The 18,719-nt window shown below is 61.1% G+C and carries 14 protein-coding genes; 10 read left to right on the forward strand and 4 right to left on the reverse strand.

Features of this window, described 5'->3' with window-relative positions:
* The first annotated feature begins 45 nt into the window (after nt 1–45).
* The 3 genes from BMX93_RS05390 (at nt 46) to BMX93_RS05400 (ending at nt 3,373) form a co-directional block, all read left to right on the forward strand.
* The gene (locus tag BMX93_RS05390) at nt 46–1,026 is read left to right on the forward strand and encodes a glycosyltransferase (RefSeq protein ID WP_091968793.1); all 981 of its coding nucleotides are present in this window, start codon (nt 46–48) and stop codon (nt 1,024–1,026) included.
* Nucleotides 1,023–1,874, forward strand: coding sequence for a glycosyltransferase (locus tag BMX93_RS05395; RefSeq protein ID WP_091968795.1), 852 nt, complete (start codon nt 1,023–1,025; stop codon nt 1,872–1,874). The genes BMX93_RS05390 and BMX93_RS05395 overlap by 4 nt, the downstream gene beginning before the upstream one ends.
* Before the next feature lie 233 nt (nt 1,875–2,107).
* Nucleotides 2,108–3,373, forward strand: coding sequence for a polysaccharide pyruvyl transferase family protein (locus BMX93_RS05400; protein WP_143052818.1), 1,266 nt, complete (start codon nt 2,108–2,110; stop codon nt 3,371–3,373).
* Nucleotides 3,374–3,444: 71 nt separating this feature from the next.
* Here the strand turns inward: BMX93_RS05400 and BMX93_RS05405 are convergent, their stop codons facing one another.
* Genes BMX93_RS05405 through glf form a run of 4 tightly spaced genes read right to left on the reverse strand, consistent with a single transcriptional unit; the run spans nt 3,445 to nt 8,375 of the window.
* Nucleotides 3,445–4,338 (reverse strand): ABC transporter ATP-binding protein, encoded by an 894-nt coding sequence (locus BMX93_RS05405; protein ID WP_091968798.1) that lies wholly within the window; start codon nt 4,336–4,338, stop codon nt 3,445–3,447.
* The gene (locus BMX93_RS05410; protein WP_091968884.1) at nt 4,338–5,225 is read right to left on the reverse strand and encodes an ABC transporter permease; all 888 of its coding nucleotides are present in this window, start codon (nt 5,223–5,225) and stop codon (nt 4,338–4,340) included. Before BMX93_RS05410 ends, BMX93_RS05405 begins: the two co-directional genes overlap by 1 nt.
* A 13-nt stretch (nt 5,226–5,238) precedes the next feature.
* Nucleotides 5,239–7,194 carry a glycosyltransferase gene (locus BMX93_RS05415; protein ID WP_091968800.1) on the reverse strand — a complete coding sequence of 652 codons (1,956 nt, stop codon included), beginning with the start codon at nt 7,192–7,194 and terminating at the stop codon, nt 5,239–5,241.
* Entirely contained in the window at nt 7,191–8,375 is a 1,185-nt protein-coding gene (glf, locus tag BMX93_RS05420) for a UDP-galactopyranose mutase (RefSeq protein WP_091968802.1), read from the reverse strand. The genes BMX93_RS05415 and glf overlap by 4 nt, the downstream gene beginning before the upstream one ends.
* Nucleotides 8,376–9,285: 910 nt before the next feature.
* Here glf and BMX93_RS05425 point away from each other — a divergent pair.
* From BMX93_RS05425 to BMX93_RS05450, 7 genes are all read left to right on the forward strand, one after another.
* Nucleotides 9,286–10,464, forward strand: a complete 1,179-nt coding sequence (locus BMX93_RS05425; protein WP_177170079.1) for an LGFP repeat-containing protein — start codon at nt 9,286–9,288, stop codon at nt 10,462–10,464.
* Between the two features lie 80 nt (nt 10,465–10,544).
* Nucleotides 10,545–11,543 (forward strand): dTDP-glucose 4,6-dehydratase, encoded by a 999-nt coding sequence (rfbB, locus tag BMX93_RS05430; RefSeq protein WP_091968807.1) that lies wholly within the window; start codon nt 10,545–10,547, stop codon nt 11,541–11,543.
* Nucleotides 11,544–11,724: 181 nt separating this feature from the next.
* Nucleotides 11,725–14,040: a YfhO family protein gene (locus BMX93_RS12685; RefSeq protein WP_143052819.1), complete on the forward strand. Its 2,316-nt coding sequence runs from the start codon at nt 11,725–11,727 to the stop codon at nt 14,038–14,040.
* Between the two features lie 160 nt (nt 14,041–14,200).
* Nucleotides 14,201–15,199 carry a dTDP-glucose 4,6-dehydratase gene (gene rfbB / locus BMX93_RS05435; protein WP_091968807.1) on the forward strand — a complete coding sequence of 333 codons (999 nt, stop codon included), beginning with the start codon at nt 14,201–14,203 and terminating at the stop codon, nt 15,197–15,199.
* Between the two features lie 2 nt (nt 15,200–15,201).
* Nucleotides 15,202–16,653 (forward strand): dTDP-4-dehydrorhamnose reductase, encoded by a 1,452-nt coding sequence (gene rfbD / locus BMX93_RS05440; protein WP_091968809.1) that lies wholly within the window; start codon nt 15,202–15,204, stop codon nt 16,651–16,653.
* Between the two features lie 78 nt (nt 16,654–16,731).
* Nucleotides 16,732–17,760 (forward strand): glycosyltransferase, encoded by a 1,029-nt coding sequence (locus BMX93_RS05445; RefSeq protein ID WP_177170080.1) that lies wholly within the window; start codon nt 16,732–16,734, stop codon nt 17,758–17,760.
* Nucleotides 17,761–18,711 (forward strand): NAD-dependent epimerase/dehydratase family protein, encoded by a 951-nt coding sequence (locus BMX93_RS05450; protein ID WP_091968811.1) that lies wholly within the window; start codon nt 17,761–17,763, stop codon nt 18,709–18,711.
* Nucleotides 18,712–18,719 lie beyond the last annotated feature (8 nt).

The raw sequence follows: 18,719 nt of genomic DNA on the forward strand, positions 1-18,719 counted from the left end.
CCGCGCAAGATGTCGCGCACAGTACGGCTCGGTAGGGTAGAGGCCATGCCCGGCTCCCCCCTCATCGACGACAGCGTGGCCGCTCCCGGCGAACGAGTGGTGGCAGTGGTGGTGGCCTGGAACCGGCGCGAGCTGCTTGGCCAATGCCTGGATGCCTTGGCCGCCCAGCGCCGCCCGGCGAACGCCATCGTTGTCGTGGACAATGCCTCCACCGATGGTTCGGCAGACCTGGCGGCCGCTCGGGATGTCGTGGACGAGGTCATTGCGATGCCCCGCAATACCGGCGGGGCCGGGGGTTTCACAGCCGGGATCGCGGTGGCGGTGGTGCGCCAGCACGCCGATCTGGTGTGGATCATGGACGATGACACGATCCCCGGGCCCGGCTGCCTGGAGTCCCTGCTGGACGTGCGGGCTCTGTACCCGGGCCGGCTGGCCTTGCTGGCGAGCCGGGCGGACTGGAAGGACGGGCGCGAGCACCCGATGAACACCCCGCGGTCCAGGCTTGGCGCCTCCAGCGCCGAGCGTTCGCGGGCCGCCTCGCTGGGCTGCCGTCCGATCCGCAGCTCCTCGTTCGTCTCGGTGCTCATCGATGCAATGGCGATCCGTGCCGAGGGGCTCCCCGTGGCGGACTACTTCTTGTGGAACGACGACTTCGAGTACACCGCGCGGCTGCTGCGGCACCGTCGCGGGCTCTATGTGCCGGCTGCCCGCGCGAGGCATCTCACGAAAGCGTTCGGCGACTCGTCCGCCGATCCCGGCCCGCGCTTCTATCGGGAGGTGCGCAACAAGATCTGGCTGTTCACCCATTCGCAGGCACTGAACGGCTGGGAAAGGGTGGTCTACGGCGCCTCGACGCTGCGACGGTGGGCGCGTACCGTGCGAGCATCCCGCGAGCGCGCGACGCTGGGCTCCGGACTGTGGCGAGGGCTCGTCGACGGCCTCACCGCCCGTCCGCGGCGCAACGACGAGGTGTTGGCGGACTGCCCTGTGGCCCACGAGATCCAAGAGCTGGAGAACCCACGATGAGCACCGACTTCAGCGTCCTCATGCCCGTCTACCGCGGCGATGTGCCGGCCCACTTCGCCCGGGCACTGCGCTCGGTGAGCACCGACCAGACCCGGCGTCCCAGCGAGATCGTCATCGTGCGCGACGGCGCGGTGAGCGCCGAGCTCGACGGCCTCATCGACGCCGCGCTGGCCGGTGAGGCCGTCGGCGGGGTGCCGGTCACCGCTGTGCGCCTCACGCACCATCGCGGCCTGGCGGGCGCGCTCAGCGAGGGACTCAAGGCCTGCCGCCATGAGATCGTGGCCCGAGCCGACGCCGACGACATCTCCGTTCCGATTCGGTTCGCCGCGCAGCTGCCGTTCGTGGCAGGGGAGCACCACCATGAACCGCTTGATCTGCTCGGAGGAGCGATCCGGGAGTTCGAAGACGACGAGTCACAGCTGGGAATCGCCCGCGTGCTGCCCACCGACGCGGACGAGATCCGCCGGGTGGCGCGCTTCCGCGACCCTTTCAACCACCCAACCGTCGTCTATCGCAGAAGCGCAGTGGACACCGCGGGCGGCTACCAGGAGCTCGCCCGGATGGAGGACTACTGGCTGTTCGCGCGGATGCTCGCTGCCGGTGCGCGGGTCGCGAACCTTGCGGAATCCGTGGTGCTGTACCGGGTGGGTGCAGGCGCGTACCAGCGTCGTGGCGGACTGGGCATGGTGCGCAGCGAGTTGGCTCTGCAGCGCGCCTTTGTCGGTTCCGGCTTCGTCAGTCCGCTGCAGGGCGCGCGCAATGTGCTGGTGCGGGGGGGCTACCGGATAGTGCCCACCGCGCTGCGCCAGGCGGGCTATCGGGCGATGCTGCGCATGGCTGGGCGCTGATCGGTGGCTCTGGGGCCTGCGTCGTCAACACGCTGACCGATTCTCACAGGGTCGGCACATGTTCAGCACAGCCTGTGAACACAACTGAGCGCTTGACTGGTCTTCTATGAGCGGTGGACGACGACACGCTCGTCCGACACGCACGCCGGCTGGTCTCCACGGACTCTGCGCCAGCTCTCGCAGCGATCTCGGGTGCCGACCACACGCGACGACAGGGGGGGAGCTTGCTCCGCATGTGGGGATTTGGCCATACCAGGAAGACGTCACGGCAGAGTCCACACATCTATCTGCTGGCGACTTCGGGACATCCCAACTATGGCGACGAGTTCATCGTGCGGTCATGGCTGGAATTCCTGAACCGCGAGCTACCGATGGCACAGGTCTGGCTCGACTCGCCCAATCCGGGGCTGTGCACCCAGCTGTTCAGCGATTCCCACCCGGGCCTGCGATGCACGGACACCCTGTGGAGACTCGCAGATCAGGTGAGCCGCCACGCGCCTGTGGCGCAATGGCGCAATGAGCTCGAATCGTATCTGGTGAACTTGGGCACTCCGCTGATCGATGCCGGCATCCAGCGGCTCGACCAGATGTCGCGAGTGCACATGCTCGGCGGGGGCTATCTGAACAGCATCTGGCCCCAGAACTGTCTTCTCACAGTTGCTGCTGCGGCCCTGAGCGGCAACCTCCGGATACCTGCAGTGGCGACGGGGCTCGGGCTGGAACCTCAGTCCGCCGACACCGCCGGGCTGCTGGGCGAGGCGTTCGGAGCATTCGATTTCGTGGAGTCTCGCGACGGGAGTGGACCAGTTGAGACGGCATTCCCTATGGCCACGCCCGGTTTCGATGACGCCTTTCTCGGTCTGGGCCCGGCAGTCGAGGGCTTCTGGCGCAAGCCCCAGGATCGGACTCCACCCCACTTCATGCTCCTGATCCAAGGCGACCAGTACGGTGACGAATCGTCACGCACCGATGTCGTGGAGACCGCGTTGGCAGAGCTGCGGCGGGCGGGATGGGCTCCGGACGAGCCTGTGGGGCTTGTCGAGGCCATCCCGCCCGATGACGCCTGGGCGCTGGCCGCACTGAGGGAGGAGCGTCACCTCACGGTGGAGTTCTACCCCTTCTTGGATTTGTGGAACAACGGGTTACCATTCGCCGCCGACCAGTACTGGGTGTCCACCCGTTTTCATTTCCACCTGCTGGCAGCTGCCTGCGGGATCGATGGCACAGCGGTGTCCATCTCCGGGAACTATTACTCACCGAAACACCATTCCCTCATCGAGCTGGGCACCGGGTGGCGCCTCGTCGACGCGCACGGCGCAACGATGTGCGAAGCCGACCGCACCGCGACCTGCTCGTTCCCCCGCGTGGCGGGCGAAATCGCCCAGGCAAAGACGGAACTGGCCCGGCTGGTCGCGCACGGCTATGGTGACCGGGAGCTCCTGAGAGAGCCGATCACGGCGCTGCGCGGCCGGCTGGCAGGCGGCAACCAGCCGAGGTGAGCCACGCCTTCGACCGGCTCACCTCGGGCGCACTGTCCCTTCGCGGATAGGGACAGCCGATGAGCAGCGCCTCAGATGCTGTCGGGCGGGCCGCCGACGCGCACCCGCACCGGCACCTCGGCTCGTTCCTCGTCGGTGAACAAGCGTTCTTTCAGCTGTTTCGTCGTCAGCGCAGGTTTGGGATCGTCCTCGCTACCGTCGAGTGCCTTGTTCCGGAGAAAGCGCACAGCCTGATCACAGGGGCCGTCGAAGACGAGCTTGCCATGCTGCATCACGATGCCGCGCTTGCACAGCTTCTCCACCATGTCGAGGTCGTGACTGACAATCACCAAGGTCTTGCCCTCGCGCACCATCGTGCGGATGAGTCTCTTGCATTTCTCCTGGAAGGGCTCGTCGCCGACAGCCAAGATCTCGTCCACCAGGAAGACATCGGGATTGGTGTGCACTGCCACCGAGAAAGCCAGTCGCAAGTACATTCCCGATGAGTAGAACTTCACCTCGGTGTTGATGAACTCGCCGATGTCTGCGAACTCGAGAATGTCGTCGTAGGCAGCGTCGATCTGTTCCTTGGTCATGCCGAGGATGGCGCCATTGAGATAGACATTGTCATGGCCGGTGAGATCTGGATGGAAGCCGGCACCCACTTCGATCAACCCGGCGACCCGCCCGCGGACCCCCACGGCACCCTCATCGGGCCGCATGACACCACTGATCAGTTTGAGAGTGGTGGACTTACCAGAGCCGTTGAAGCCCATGAGCGCCACAGACTCGCCATCTCTGATGTCGAGGTTGATGTCCTCCATAGCCTGGAATTCATTCGAATAATCCCTACGACGCCCCCTGATCAACCAGACCATGGCCTCCTTGATGGAGCGAGTATGCCGCAGCAAGAAGGTCTTCGTGACATGCTGCAAGGTAACGACGACATCGGCGCCGCGCGGTTCGAGTCGCTGTTTGCGGGTCATCACAGCTCCTGCGCGAACCGGGACTCGAACCGTCGAAAGAGGAAATCGCCGAGCACCAACGTTGCCACCGTGATCACCAGCGCAATCGGGGTCCACAGTGTGAAGAGATGAGGAACCACGCGCCACTGTTCTGGATTGATGGGGTATTTTGCGGTCGGCGCCCAGAAGCAGTCGTGGAACAACTCCACTGCGACGGTCAGAGGGTTGAGCATGTATATGTGCATGACCAGTGCGCCCATGGACTTTTCGACGAGCACCCACATATAGAGCACCGGGCTCAGCCACGTGGCCACCATATTGATGAGATCAACGAAGTTCTCGGCATCCCGGAAAAAGACGTTAGCGGTGCCGAAGATCAAACCCAGTGCAAGCGAGAATACCGATATGATGAAGGAGCCCATGAAGAACGACCCAGCCTGGACCCAGGTCGGATGCCATCCGATGATGAGGTTGACAACCACAAGGATGAGCACTTGGGGCAAGAAGTGGACCCATGCCACCAACAGGCTGGACACCGGGAACAGCTCGCGCGGCAGGTAGATCTTCTTGATCAGGCCGCCATTGCCCACAATTGCGCGCGAAGCATTGCCGAAGACCTCACCGAAGAGGTTCATGACGATGATGCCGCTGAACATGTAAATGGCGTAGTTCTCCAAGCCCTTGTTCAGCCCGAGGAACACTCCCATCGCGAGGAAGAACACGCCGAACTGCACTGCCGGCTTGATGTAGCTCCAAACCAGCCCGAGCACCGAGTCCCGGTAACGGACCTGGATCTCTTTGTCCACGATTCGCTTGAGAAGGAAGCTGCTGCTGAATACATCGCGTAATCCTCTGCTACGACCCGGCGTCTGCAACTGGATCGTAGAACCAGTTTCGCTCTGCTTCATGAGTGCCACTGGATCAAACCTCATTCTCCTCCGAGTAATGGGAAAAGGTCTCGCCCCACGCCTCCATTGACGTAATCCTCGGCAGCGCCTCCCGGTACTGACGGGCCAAGGACGGCCAGCGCGCCATGAGCTCCATGTGCAATTCAACGTCCGCCTTGAGCTGCACGCGCACCTGTTTAGGATCACGTCGGTAGAAACTCACGCCCGTACCTGTTGCATTGCTCACCAACGCCGAGTCCAGTTTCGGCAAGAAGAACCAAGCGGCGTCGTCCCTGGCCACAACCCGCTCGGGATGGGAGCGGGACAGAGCAGTCGGTGTCTTGAAGACTTGCCGCACCACAACGGAGGCTGCCCACGGCACCAGTGTCAGGGGGTTGGGTGAGTGGGTCTTCGTGATCCGGGGCACAGGGCGATCAGCCTTGACGACAGGACGATCTGCAGCACCGGTGATGAGCGTGCCGTCCACAAAGTCGCTCTGCATGGCGCGTGTTTCAGCAGCTTTGGACGCAAGCACCGAGTGAAGACCATCAGGGCCCGCCATGACGTCGCGCAATGCCATCTCCGTGAGTGTGGCTGCGTAGTACTGCATGGACAGCATGTGTTTGGTGAAGATATTGACACTTTCGCGAACCATCCGCCCACCGATCTTGTAGGGCGAGTGGAGCAGCGCAGCAATGAGTCTGTTGCGCTCATGGAAATAGGCCTGCCAGTCGGTGGCATCGTCCTTGTCAATCCAAGAGACATGCCATGTGGCCGACCCGGGAAGCGAGATTGTTGGGTAGCCGGCCGCGCGGGCCCGCAGAGAATACTCCGAATCATCCCATTTGATGAAGATGGGAAGCGACAATCCAATCTCTTCGATCACCTGGCGCGGTATCAAGCATTGCCACCAACCATTGTAATCCGCGTCCCAGCGCCGGTGCAGGTTCTTGCGAGCGCGCAGTCCCTCAATTGTGAAATCGATTGAACCCAATCCAGTAGTAGGTCCCCAGTTGAAGCGATATTCATCAACGATTTCCGCAAAGGCAAGCAGCGTCCCCCGCCGGTAGACATCGAACATATGTGAGCCAATGATGGCTGGGCGAGTACAATAGTCGGCGAAAGTGCAAGAGCGAAAAATACTCTCGCCATCAACCAGGATATCGTCATCAAGGGTCATGAAGTAATCTGACTTCGTACCGTCAGCACTACCCTTGACCGTCTCGTACATGCCTCGCGCATAGCCACCGGAGCCACCGAGGTTCCCCTGCTTGATCACCCTGAGACGGCCATGCATTTCTTCTTCAGCTGTCCGGAAGTGCTCATCATCACGAACGGCTTTGGTGCCTTGGTCAACTATGAGCATCTCGCGGACACACGCGTCGAGGGCACGACAAGCCGCGACCACACGGACGTTGCCAACAGCCTCCGCCGGTCGGTTGAACGTGGTCATCCCAAGAGTCACTGTGCCATGACGACCGTTGTCTGGAGCCAGCCACGAGGCTTCCTCAAGGACCAGGTCGTGATCGGGCGAGGCGGCCAGGTCAAACCAGTACCAGCCCCCATCGCCAAAAGTCTTCAGTGGCAGTTCGAAGGTCTCCGTGCTGCTGGCACCCGAGAGTGCTTTGGTCGCCACCTGCTGCCTGGCGGCCCGCGAATTCGAACCAAAAACGGTGACGCGCCCCGAGCCGGAGGTGCGGACCCTCAAAGTGACCACGTGCACCGTGGTCCACCACTGCCAATAGCCCGCCGGGAAGGCATTGAAATAGGAACCCAATGAAACACGAGCCCCGGCCGGCACGCGCAGAGACGTTGCGGAGAGGATGTTGTCGGGGTCCAGGGTGGCCGGATCCATCATTGCGCTACTTGCCGAGCCATCGTTCTCCGGCTTGTCAATGTACAGCGCGCGCGCGTCGCTGTCCTCAGTCTCGGGGAAACGAATGTGCGCCAGCTCTCGCAACTGCACCGAGGGCATCTCAGATTCACTCACGCGTCAACTCCTCCGCTCACGAACGCCTCGCCGGAGACGAAGTGCGGTTTGATCTTGTTCTCGAACATGGTCAGCGCAGAACCGATGGCCATGTGCATGTCGTAGTACTTGTAACTGCCCAGCCGCCCGCCGAAGAGGATCGTCTTCTCCTCCTTGACGCGGTCACGGTATCTGAGCAGGGTGGCCCGGTCCTCATCCGTATTGACCGGGTAGTACGGCTCGTCGCTGCGCCCGGCAAAGCGCGAGTACTCGCGCATGATGACGGTGGCGTCCTTCGTGTAGTCGCGCTCCGGGTGGAAGTGCCGGAACTCATGGATCCGGGTGAAATCGACGTCGAGGTCGGGGTAGTTCATCACCGCGCAACCCTGGAAGTCCTCGATCGGCAGGACCTCCTTCTCGAAGTCCAGGGTGCGCCACTTGAGTTCACCCTCGGCGTAGTCGAAGTAGCGGTCGATCGGGCCCGTGTAGACCACCGGAACCTGGCCCAGCACGCGTGCCCGCCCGAGCTCGCCCTCCGCGAAGAAGTCGGTGTCGAGACGCACCTCGATCTTCGGGTTGTCCACCATCCGCTCGAACCAGGCGGTGTAGCCCTCGGTCGGCAGGCCCTCGTGGGTGTCGTTGAAATAGCGGCTGTCGTAGGTGTACCGCACCGGCAGGCGCCTGATGATCGACGCTGACAGATCCTTGGGGTCCGTCTGCCACTGCTTGCCTGTGTAGTACTTGATGAAGGCCTCGTACAGCGGGCGCCCGATGAGCTGGATGCCCTTGTCGTTGAGGTTCTCAGGGTCGGTTCCGGCCAGCTCACCAGCCTGCTCGCGCACCCAGTCGCGGGCCTCCTGCGGCGACAGCGCTGCATGGAGGAACTGGTTGATGGTGCCGAGGTTGATCGGCATCGGGAAGACCTCGCCGTTGTGCCTGGTGAAGACGCGGTGCACATAGTTCGTGAAGGACGTGAATTGGTTGACGTAGGCCCACACCCTCTCGTTCGAGGTGTGGAACAGGTGGGCCCCGTAGACATGCACCTCGATCCCGGTGGCCTTCTCCTTCTCGGTATAGGCATTGCCGCCGATGTGGCCTCGTCGGTCCAGAACGACGACGTTCAGGCCCAGCTCGGTGGCGGCACGCTCGGCGATGGTCAGTCCGAACAGGCCAGAGCCCACGACCACCAGATCTGCTTGCATGAAAGTGCTCTCCTCACGTCATGTCCGAGTTCGGTCTATCGAACATGACACCAGACCATAATCAGCACCACGTGGATGTCACGCGGTCCAGCAGCGCGGTTCGCCTGCCCGCCGCGCGCTGGAGCCCCAGTCTGGCACACCGACTCGAAGACACGACTAACGCTGGGGGAGACACGACCCCATGTTGCCCATCAGCTCGCTCGAGCTGGCTACCCGATGCCCCTACATTGTCCCCCGGGCGGAGCATCTGTAGTCAAAGGGATGAAGCGGAACGACGATCACCAGGTGCATGGTCATCGAGATCACAGGACTAGGCACTCGGGGCGCCGAGCAGTGCCATAGCATTCGTGCATACGCGGCAGAGTCAACAAAGACCGCTCATCGCCCGACCATGCGGCACAGGTTCACCCAAGCCCTCAAGCTCAACTCTGGGTCTAGGCATGAAGACAGATGAATCGCAGCCCAAGGGGCACGCTCTAATGGGCGGTTCTCAGACGCCTACGAACGATGCGTTGTAACACTGTTGGGGGAGAAGATGACTCGTCGAGGGCGAGTGCCTATGCGAACGCTGAGTGTCTCTGTTGCCGCTGTATCCATGCTCCTTCTCCCGTTGCCAGCCTTGGCCGACCCTGCCAGTCCACCCACAGCTACCCCATTGCCCACAGCTACGGTCTCCACGGCCACTTCGACCGCTTCTGTGATGTCCCCCGCGCCAGCCATGGCCTCCCCGAGCATCACCGTTGGTGCTTCCGAAGAGCTCCCGAGACGTGCTCAAGCCACCGACACAGGAAGCGCCGCTGTAATCAACACTGCAGTCGCGGCGCGGGGAGTAGCCAGCGTGGAGCCCGCCCCACTTGGTTCCTCTAGCCAAGGCGCCGATCACGTCAGTTCGCAGCAGCTAGGCCAATCCATGTTCGTCACGCCTCGCGTCTCCATGTTCACTGTCTCTCCCGGGCTGTCGCAGTTCTATTACGCACTCGGCGGACCCACCGGACGACTCGGCCAGGCGACCGGCCCGGAAACCCCCATCGGATCCGGCTCCTACCAGAGCTACCAAGGCGGACGCATCTACTGGAGCTACCCCACCGGAGGCCACGCCGTCTTCAACGGCGCCATGCTCGACCAATACCTCGCCAACGGCGGACCCACCGGACGACTCGGATTCCCCACCACCAACGAAACCCCCATCGGATCCGGCTCCTACCTGAGCTACCAAGGCGGACGCATCTACTGGAGCTACCCCACCGGAGGCCACGCCGTCTTCAACGGCGCCATGCTCGACCAATACCTCGCCAACGGCGGACCCACCGGACGACTCGGATTCCCCACCACCAACGAAACCCCCATCGGATCCGGCTCCTACCTGAGCTACCAAGGCGGACGCATCTACTGGAGCTACCCCACCGGAGGCCACGCCGTCTTCAACGGCGCCATGCTCGACCAATACCTCGCCAACGGCGGACCCACCGGACGACTCGGATTCCCCACCACCAACGAAACCCCCTCGTCAGCAACAAGCACTTACCAGCAATATCAGGGAGGAATAATTTACTGGTCGGCCAATGATGGTGTTTCGACACTCACCACATCACAACAAATCGCCGCTCAAATCCTGTCCGATGGCGGCTTCAGCAATGCCCAAGCTATTGTCCAGGCCGCCCATGACACGGGTCTTCCCCTGGGTATCGCGGCTGCCCTCATGGCCAAGGAGTCGATGGGCGCCAATGTCTATGGTCATGACGCGGGCGGCGCCATGTCGGGGGCCGGCGAAGTTACCCAGCAGAATTTCACCCAGCAGTTCCTGCCGGCAATCCTGAGCGGAGCGATATCGAATGGCGTGGGACCGAGCCAGATCACTTATCCCGGATACTTCGTCCAAAACCAGAATCTGGCGTGGTGGGATCCGTATACGAATATGTGCTTCGGTTTCAAGCTCATGGCTGGCTATCTCAACGGAGATTACTCCGACGCCTCCCTCATCGCGGCCGGATCGACCTACAATTCCGGAACAGCGACAGGTGCCCCCTGGTACGGACAGTCATTCGACCAGCTAGCAGTCAACTGGACGAATCTGCTCGCGGGCACCTGAGTCTGTCGCCGTCCACTCCACCCCGCAAGCGACCCGGCCGGCTTCGAGTCGGACCTACTTCGTCTTGCTAGTCTTCGGTCGTGAGTTCACTTCTCGTGACCGGCGGCGCCGGGTTCATCGGTTCCAACTTCGTCCACCACGTTCTCGAACGCACTGACGACTCGGTCGTCGTGCTGGACAAGCTCACCTACGCCGGCAACATGGCCTCCCTCACCGACCTGCCGGCGCAACGCTTCCGCTTCGTCAAGGGCGACATCTGCGACCGCGAACTCGTCGACTCCCTGGTCGCCAAAGCCGATGCCGTAGTGCACTTCGCCGCGGAATCACACAATGACAACTCACTCAACAACCCCGAACCCTTCATCCAGACGAACCTCTACGGCACCTTCAGCCTGCTGGAGGCGGTCCGGCGCCACGACGTGCGCTACCACCACATCTCCACCGACGAGGTCTATGGCGACCTCGAGCTGGACGATCCGGCCAAGTTCACCCCTGAGCGCGCCTACAACCCGTCCAGCCCCTACTCGTCGAGCAAGGCCGGCTCCGACCTGCTCGTGCGCGCCTGGGTCCGCAGCTTCGGAGTACGCGCAACGATCAGCAACTGCTCCAACAACTACGGGCCGCGTCAGCACGTCGAGAAGTTCATCCCACGACAGATCACCAATGTCATCGATGGCATCCGGCCCAAGCTCTATGGCGCCGGCCTCAACATCCGCGACTGGATCCACGTCGACGACCACAATGCAGCAGTCCTCACCATCCTCGAGAAGGGACGCATCGGCGAGACCTACCTCATCGGCGCCGACGGCGAAGTGGACAACAAGACCGTCATCGAGAAGATCCTCCAGGCGATGGGCCAGCCCGCCGACGCCTACGACCACGTGAACGACCGGCCCGGCCATGACCTGCGCTATGCCATCGATGCCACGAAGCTGCGCGACGAGCTCGGCTGGCGTCCCCACTACACCGACTTCGACGCCGGCCTGGCCGCAACGATCGAGTGGTATCGCACCAACGAATCGTGGTGGCGCCCGCAGAAGGCAGTCGTCGAAGCCAAATACGCAGCCCAAGGACAGTGACCATGACCCCCCAATATGGAGATTTGCGACAAGCCAACTGGGCGTACGAGAACGAGCCCATGATGGTCTTCACTCGTCTTGGAGCTGATCGCCAAAGCGGTCTGCCAGAGCTTACCGGGGCAGATGCAGCACTCGGTGGTGAAAGCAAGCCCTGCACCAATTCTTATCTAGAAGCCGAGGGGTGCTAACAGTAGTGCCAGACGTTGCAGAGTCGGTTGAGCCGCAAGTACCCCACATCGCGAGACTTGATAAGCGAGATGCTAAATGGTTGTGCGCTCTCATACTGCTCACCGTGGGGCTATCCGTACTCCCGCTTTTATTTAATCACAACTATTACTACATCGACGACAGCGCCGGTGGCTCATTCGGACAGTGGTACGAGCTAGGAAGACAACTTCTTTCAGGCCACTGGCCAATGCTCAACCCAGCAGCATGGATGGCTGGAAACTATCTTGTGGATGGGCAGTGGGGGCTCTACAACCCATTAATATGGGTGATCGCGGTATTCTCCACCATAACGCCGTCGGCCGCAGGATTCACGACAATCGTAAAGATTCTCTTTCTCCTGATAACGGCAACCGGAGTTTATGCGCTGGTTCGCTCATATAATACCAGACCTGCTTATGGTCTACTCGCTGGTCTGTCAGTGGCCTTTGCGGGCTGGACGTTCCATATGGACGCTGGTACATGGGTAACTAATCTGGAAGTCTTTTCTTACTTTCCGTGGGTCTTCTGGGGGCTACGCCACTGGGCTTTCTCTGCACGCCGGGCAGGCCTGACCTTTCTCGCGATCTATCTACTCATCACCACGGGCTATGTGCAGGGAGCCGTTGCACTAATCATTGGGTTCGTCTCCATACTATTGGAGTGCATAGCCTACCGCCCCGCCAGAAGATTCGTCATTCGCGTGCTTCTCATGGGGCTTGCCGCAGCTCTCATTACCATTACAGTCTTTCTTCCAGGCTTGGCAAGCGTTGGTGTCACGACACGCTCGGGAGGGATTTCAAATAATGACTTCCTCACAGCCAACTTAAACGGGCTCGCAGTGGGCTCAGTTCCAAACGCTCGGCCACAGGTCAATGGTTATTGGTCAGGAAACTATGTCGCTGTACCTATCACCTACATGGCATGGTTCCTCCCAGCACTTGCCTTGGTCCAATGGCGTCGTGTCAAGAACTCCATACCCGTTCTGCGAGGCATGGCTATTTTCGGTACACTCATGCTCCTGTTGACTACAAGCCCCTCATCAGTGGGCCCACTGCGCTACCCAATACGAAACCTCCCTTGGCTCACTCTCGCGGTCATCGTCATGGCCTGTGTCACACTTGACCACGGGCTTGATCCCGCGCGGATAAACCGAAGGCAGATTGTTCTTTTCTGCTGTCTGACGATGGTCCCCTTCTGGATTTCTTACCGGGGGACACCAGAGCACTTCAAAGGGTTCATCGTTGCCGCTGGAGCCATTATTTCCGCTACGCTATTAGCAGTAATGATAACGAACCGTATGCTTCGGTTTTCGCACGTTCGCTCGCGAACTCTCGGGCTATTCTTTGTGATCATTACAATTGCGGTGACTACCACCCAAACCATATATTTACATGGAACCTCATCACCATTCGGATGGAGCTTGGAGTCAAGCACGAAAGCCTTAGAGAAACCCCTACCAGGTGCCCACGGCGATGTACTCGTCATTGGATCCATACTAGATTTGAAGGGCACCACACCGTCTCCAAATAGTGCAGGAACCGGATTCCCGCCCAATATCCCGTCTGGCTATTGGACTGAGTCCTCGGCTGCAAATCTGTGGTACCTGAAGAGTAGCGTCAACACGCTAAACCTCTACACCGCGGTGGGGAACAGTAGCGCTTCTCGAGACCTGTGTATGGAGACTTTCTACGGATTCACATGCCCTGATGCTTTCACAAAGCTCTTCACGAAAGATGCCACCACTGGCGAGACGTTGGCCGACTTGATGAGTCTTGACAGCGTCGTTGTCATCGTTCCTGCCAACTCAGATGCTCATCAAATCGCTACGACATATTCGACACCGCAGGGCTGGCACATCGCTAACATAGGAACTTACACCGTAACGTGGGCGCGCGACCAAACGACACCGGTCATTGGGAGCCCAACGTGGAGTTCCAATGGTCTCAATTACGAAATTGTTTCGGAGACACCAACTACAGTGAAGCTGAGAATTAATTCTGTTCCTTCTGAAGGTGGCGATATCGTCTTCAGTCGTCTCGCATGGCCTGGGTATATGGCACGTGGTGCCGAGATCGCGACCCCCCTTCGCGGTTATCTACTGAGGGTCCACGTGCCGGCCAGTAACACTGGTGGCACAATTACTGTCCAATTCCGGCCTCCGCTCTGGAATCTGCAGGTGATTGCGCTTGCACTTTCTCTGCTCATCTGGCTGGGGCTGACTCTTTTCTCAATCCGATCCGGACGCCGCGACACGCGACTCCGGGGGGATGCTGAGCTTGTTGCTCATTGATGGACAATCCGAGCTCACTAGCTCTGCAAAAAGTGAAGAACCCCCTTGGAATGACCTTTGGATGGAGTTCCGCAGAGTTCCATTGTCCTGGAGCGAACCTAGATGGTTCTAGCGAGGCAGGCTTGGGGCGTCAGCGGGGCCGTCTTGCTAGTCTTCGGTCGTGAGTTCACTTCTCGTGACCGGCGGCGCCGGGTTCATCGGTTCCAACTTCGTCCACCACGTTCTCGAACGCACTGACGACTCGGTCGTCGTGCTGGACAAGCTCACCTACGCCGGCAACATGGCCTCCCTCACCGACCTGCCGGCGCAACGCTTCCGCTTCGTCAAGGGCGACATCTGCGACCGCGAACTCGTCGACTCCCTGGTCGCCAAAGCCGATGCCGTAGTGCACTTCGCCGCGGAATCACACAATGACAACTCACTCAACAACCCCGAACCCTTCATCCAGACGAACCTCTACGGCACCTTCAGCCTGCTGGAGGCGGTCCGGCGCCACGACGTGCGCTACCACCACATCTCCACCGACGAGGTCTATGGCGACCTCGAGCTGGACGATCCGGCCAAGTTCACCCCTGAGCGCGCCTACAACCCGTCCAGCCCCTACTCGTCGAGCAAGGCCGGCTCCGACCTGCTCGTGCGCGCCTGGGTCCGCAGCTTCGGAGTACGCGCAACGATCAGCAACTGCTCCAACAACTACGGGCCGCGTCAGCACGTCGAGAAGTTCATCCCACGACAGATCACCAATGTCATCGATGGCATCCGGCCCAAGCTCTATGGCGCCGGCCTCAACATCCGCGACTGGATCCACGTCGACGACCACAATGCAGCAGTCCTCACCATCCTCGAGAAGGGACGCATCGGCGAGACCTACCTCATCGGCGCCGACGGCGAAGTGGACAACAAGACCGTCATCGAGAAGATCCTCCAGGCGATGGGCCAGCCCGCCGACGCCTACGACCACGTGAACGACCGGCCCGGCCATGACCTGCGCTATGCCATCGATGCCACGAAGCTGCGCGACGAGCTCGGCTGGCGTCCCCACTACACCGACTTCGACGCCGGCCTGGCCGCAACGATCGAGTGGTATCGCACCAACGAATCGTGGTGGCGCCCGCAGAAGGCAGTCGTCGAAGCCAAATACGCAGCCCAAGGACAGTGACCATGACCCCCCAATACTCCAAACCGCTCAGCGTCACGAAGACCCCGATTCCCGGATTCCTCCGCATTGACCTCACAGTGCACGGTGACAACCGTGGCTGGTTCAAGGAAAACTGGCAGCGGGCGAAGATGGTTGAGCTGGGGCTGCCAGACCTCGGGCCGGTGCAGAACAACATCTCGTTCAACAACGAGGCGGGGGTCACCCGTGGCATTCACGCCGAGCCGTGGGACAAGTTCATCTCGGTTGCCACCGGACGAGTCTTCGGTGCCTGGGTCGACCTCCGGCAGGGCCCAAGCTTCGGCGCGGTGTATACCTGCGAGATCGACCCCTCGGTCGCGGTCTATGTGCCTCAGGGCGTGGGCAATGCCTACCAGACGCTGGAGCCCAACACTGCCTACAGCTATCTGGTCAACGCCCACTGGTCGCCCGCGGCGAGCTATACCTTCCTCAACCTCGCCGACGAAACCGTTGCCATCCGCTGGCCGATCCCGTTGGACCAGGCGATCTTGTCCGACAAGGACAAGGGCCATCCGCGGCTCGCTGACGTAAAGCCATTCGTGCCTGCCGCCCCATCCGGTGAGCAGCCCAGGTCCGGTGAGCCCGCTGCCGGACGCCGGGTGCTCGTCACCGGGGCGAACGGCCAGCTGGGGCGTGAGCTGATGATCCAGCTGCCCAAGGCAGGCTTCAGCGTCACCGGAGTAGGCCATGGCGAGCTCGACATCACCGACGCATCGGCCGTCAAGGAATTCGACTGGTCCCAATTCGACACGATCGTGAATACCGCGGCCTGGACCGATGTCGACGGTGCCGAGACTCTCGCGGGCCGGCGCGCAGCCTGGGCAGTCAATGCGACGGGCCCAGCGAATCTTGCACAGGCCGCTCTGGAACACCGACTTACGCTGGTGCACATCTCCAGCGAGTACGTCTTCGACGGGACGGTCTCGCCTCATACCGAGGACGAGCCGCTGAGCCCGCTCGGCGTCTACGGACAGTCGAAGGCAGCCGGCGACCTCGCTGTGGCTATTGTGCATGACCACTACATCGTGCGCACCAGTTGGCTCATCGGCGACGGCAAGAACTTCGTTGCGACGATGGCCGGGCTCGCCAACCGAGGTATCAGCCCGAAGGTCGTTGACGACCAGATCGGGCGCCTCACCTTCACCGAGGATCTCGCTGCGGGCATCATCCATCTGCTCACCACCCGCCCACAGTTTGGCATCTACAACATCACCAACGAGGGCGAACCCATGACCTGGGCCGACATAGCCAAGGACGTGTTCGCATTCAATGGCCAATCGGCTGAACAGGTGACACCGGTATCAACCGAAGTGTATTTCGCAAATCGATCCTGCGCACCGCGCCCGAAGTCCAGCGTCCTCGACCTCACTAAGATCACTTCTACCGGACTCATCCCGCCTGACGCCCGTGAGCGGATGAGGGAGCACTTGTCATGAGGCTTCCCACCCAATTCTTTCCTCACACACATCCCGGCCCCAACCAGGCCAACCACCAAACGAAGGGGGACGCCACAGATGCCTGACTCCCAGACACATGACGACCCACAGATTGTCCATAGCGTGTCGGTTGTCATCCCTGTGTACAAGGGTGAAGACACGCTCCCGGGGCTCATCTCCGAAATAGCCCCGTTCACAGAGAGGTCTGTCACACCCGACGGTCACCACTACAAGGTGGACTTGGTCTACCCGGTGTGGGACAACGGCCCTGATCACTCCGATGACACGATCCGCCAGCTGGCGGACCAATGGGAGTTCATCCATCCGGTCTGGCTTTCACGGAATTACGGCCAGCACCCCGCAACCATCGCTGGCATGGCGTCCACCTCCAGCGACTGGATAGTGACGATGGACGAAGACGGTCAGCACGACCCGAGCGATATCGCCAAGCTCCTCGATACAGCCCTGCGCGAAAAGGCAACGCTAGTCTACGCAAAGCCCCTGAACCCACCACCTCACGGCGCCTTCCGCAATTGGGCTTCCGGTGCAGCCAAGCGCTTCTTGTCGCGCGTGATGGGAACAGCGCGAGCGACTGACTTCAACAGTTTCCGGCTCGTGCTCGGTGAGACCGGACGGGCATTGGCGGCATATGCAGGACCTGGCGTATACCTCGACGTCGCGCTCGGCTGGATCACGAAGAAGACGGTTACGTGCCCGGTCACGCTTCGTCAAGAATCGCGCCCTTCAGGTTACCGGCTCAAGACCCTCATCTCGCACTTCCTGCGCATGGTGGTGACGAGCGGCACTCGAGGTTTACGGCTGGTGACGCTGACCGGCCTCCTGTTCGGTGCAGTCGGCATTCTCCTGACCATCTCACTCATCATCACTGCATTGATCAGCCCTGCCCCGGTGCAGGGCTGGACCTCCTTGATGTGTGTCTCCCTCATCGGCACTGGCGTCATTCTGGCGTCCATGGGTATCGTCGCCGAGTACATCGGCGTATGCGTCAATACAGCCATGGGAAAGCCCTTGTACCTCATCACCTCGGATCCGGGAGATGGCCCATTAGGCCTCGATGACATGACCAGTCAATTGAAGAAGTCCTGAATGGGTCCGACTTGGGTCATAGGTGGTGGCGGTCTCCTCGGTTCAGCAGTTGTTGATCGGCTCACCCGTGACGGAGCTAGTCTCATTCACCAGCCTATTCACTGGGCACAGCCCGAGAGAATCCCCAGTGATTTCTCAGCGGGTATCGCACAACTGCTAGCGGCACATCGCGACGCTCCAGACAACGAGAACCTGGCAGTTATCTGGTGCGCGGGCGCGGGCGTGCCCAGCTCGCCACAATCCGTGTTCGACCAAGAAGTCACGAACTTCCAAGCATTCTTGGGGCGTCTGAGCACGTTGCCGAGCCAAGTCCTCATGGGCCTTCGAATGTTCTACGCCTCGTCTGCCGGGGCCGTCTACGCCGGCGTAGGCGCACCGCCCTACGACGAAACGAGCCCTGTCAGGCCATTGGCACCCTATGGCGATGCGAAGCTGGCGATGGAAGAGGCTCTGAACCGCTTCAGCAAGAGCACTGGTGCGCGGGTCGTGGCTGGAAGGATCTCAAATCTCTACGGCCCAGGACAGGATCTCACCAAGGCCCAGGGCCTTGTCTCCGCCCTCCTGATGGGCTCGCTCAGTCGCCGCCCCATCCAGATCTACGTGTCTTTGGACACAATCAGGGACTACTTGTTCGTCACCGATGCCGCAGATCTGGCGATCAGCTGCCTCGAGTACCTCGACGCCGAAAGCCCGGGCAGCTACCGAATGAAGATCCTGTGTTCGGGTACGGGCACGACGATCAGCGCGCTGCTCGGCCTGACTCGCCTTGTGGTAGGTCGCAAACCGTTGATCGTCCAGAGTGCATCGCGTCTGGCCAAAGTCCAGACTCGCGACCTGACCATGCGCTCAGTGGTCTGGTCACAACTCGGTCACCGAACTGCTGTGGGCATGGTTGACGGGCTGGGTCGCACCTACCGCGACCTACTCCGACGTAGGACAGCAGGTGAATAACGTGAAAG

Origin of the sequence: Propionibacterium cyclohexanicum (assembly GCF_900111365.1) — a bacterium.
Lineage (GTDB): Bacteria > Actinomycetota > Actinomycetes > Propionibacteriales > Propionibacteriaceae > Propionibacterium > Propionibacterium cyclohexanicum.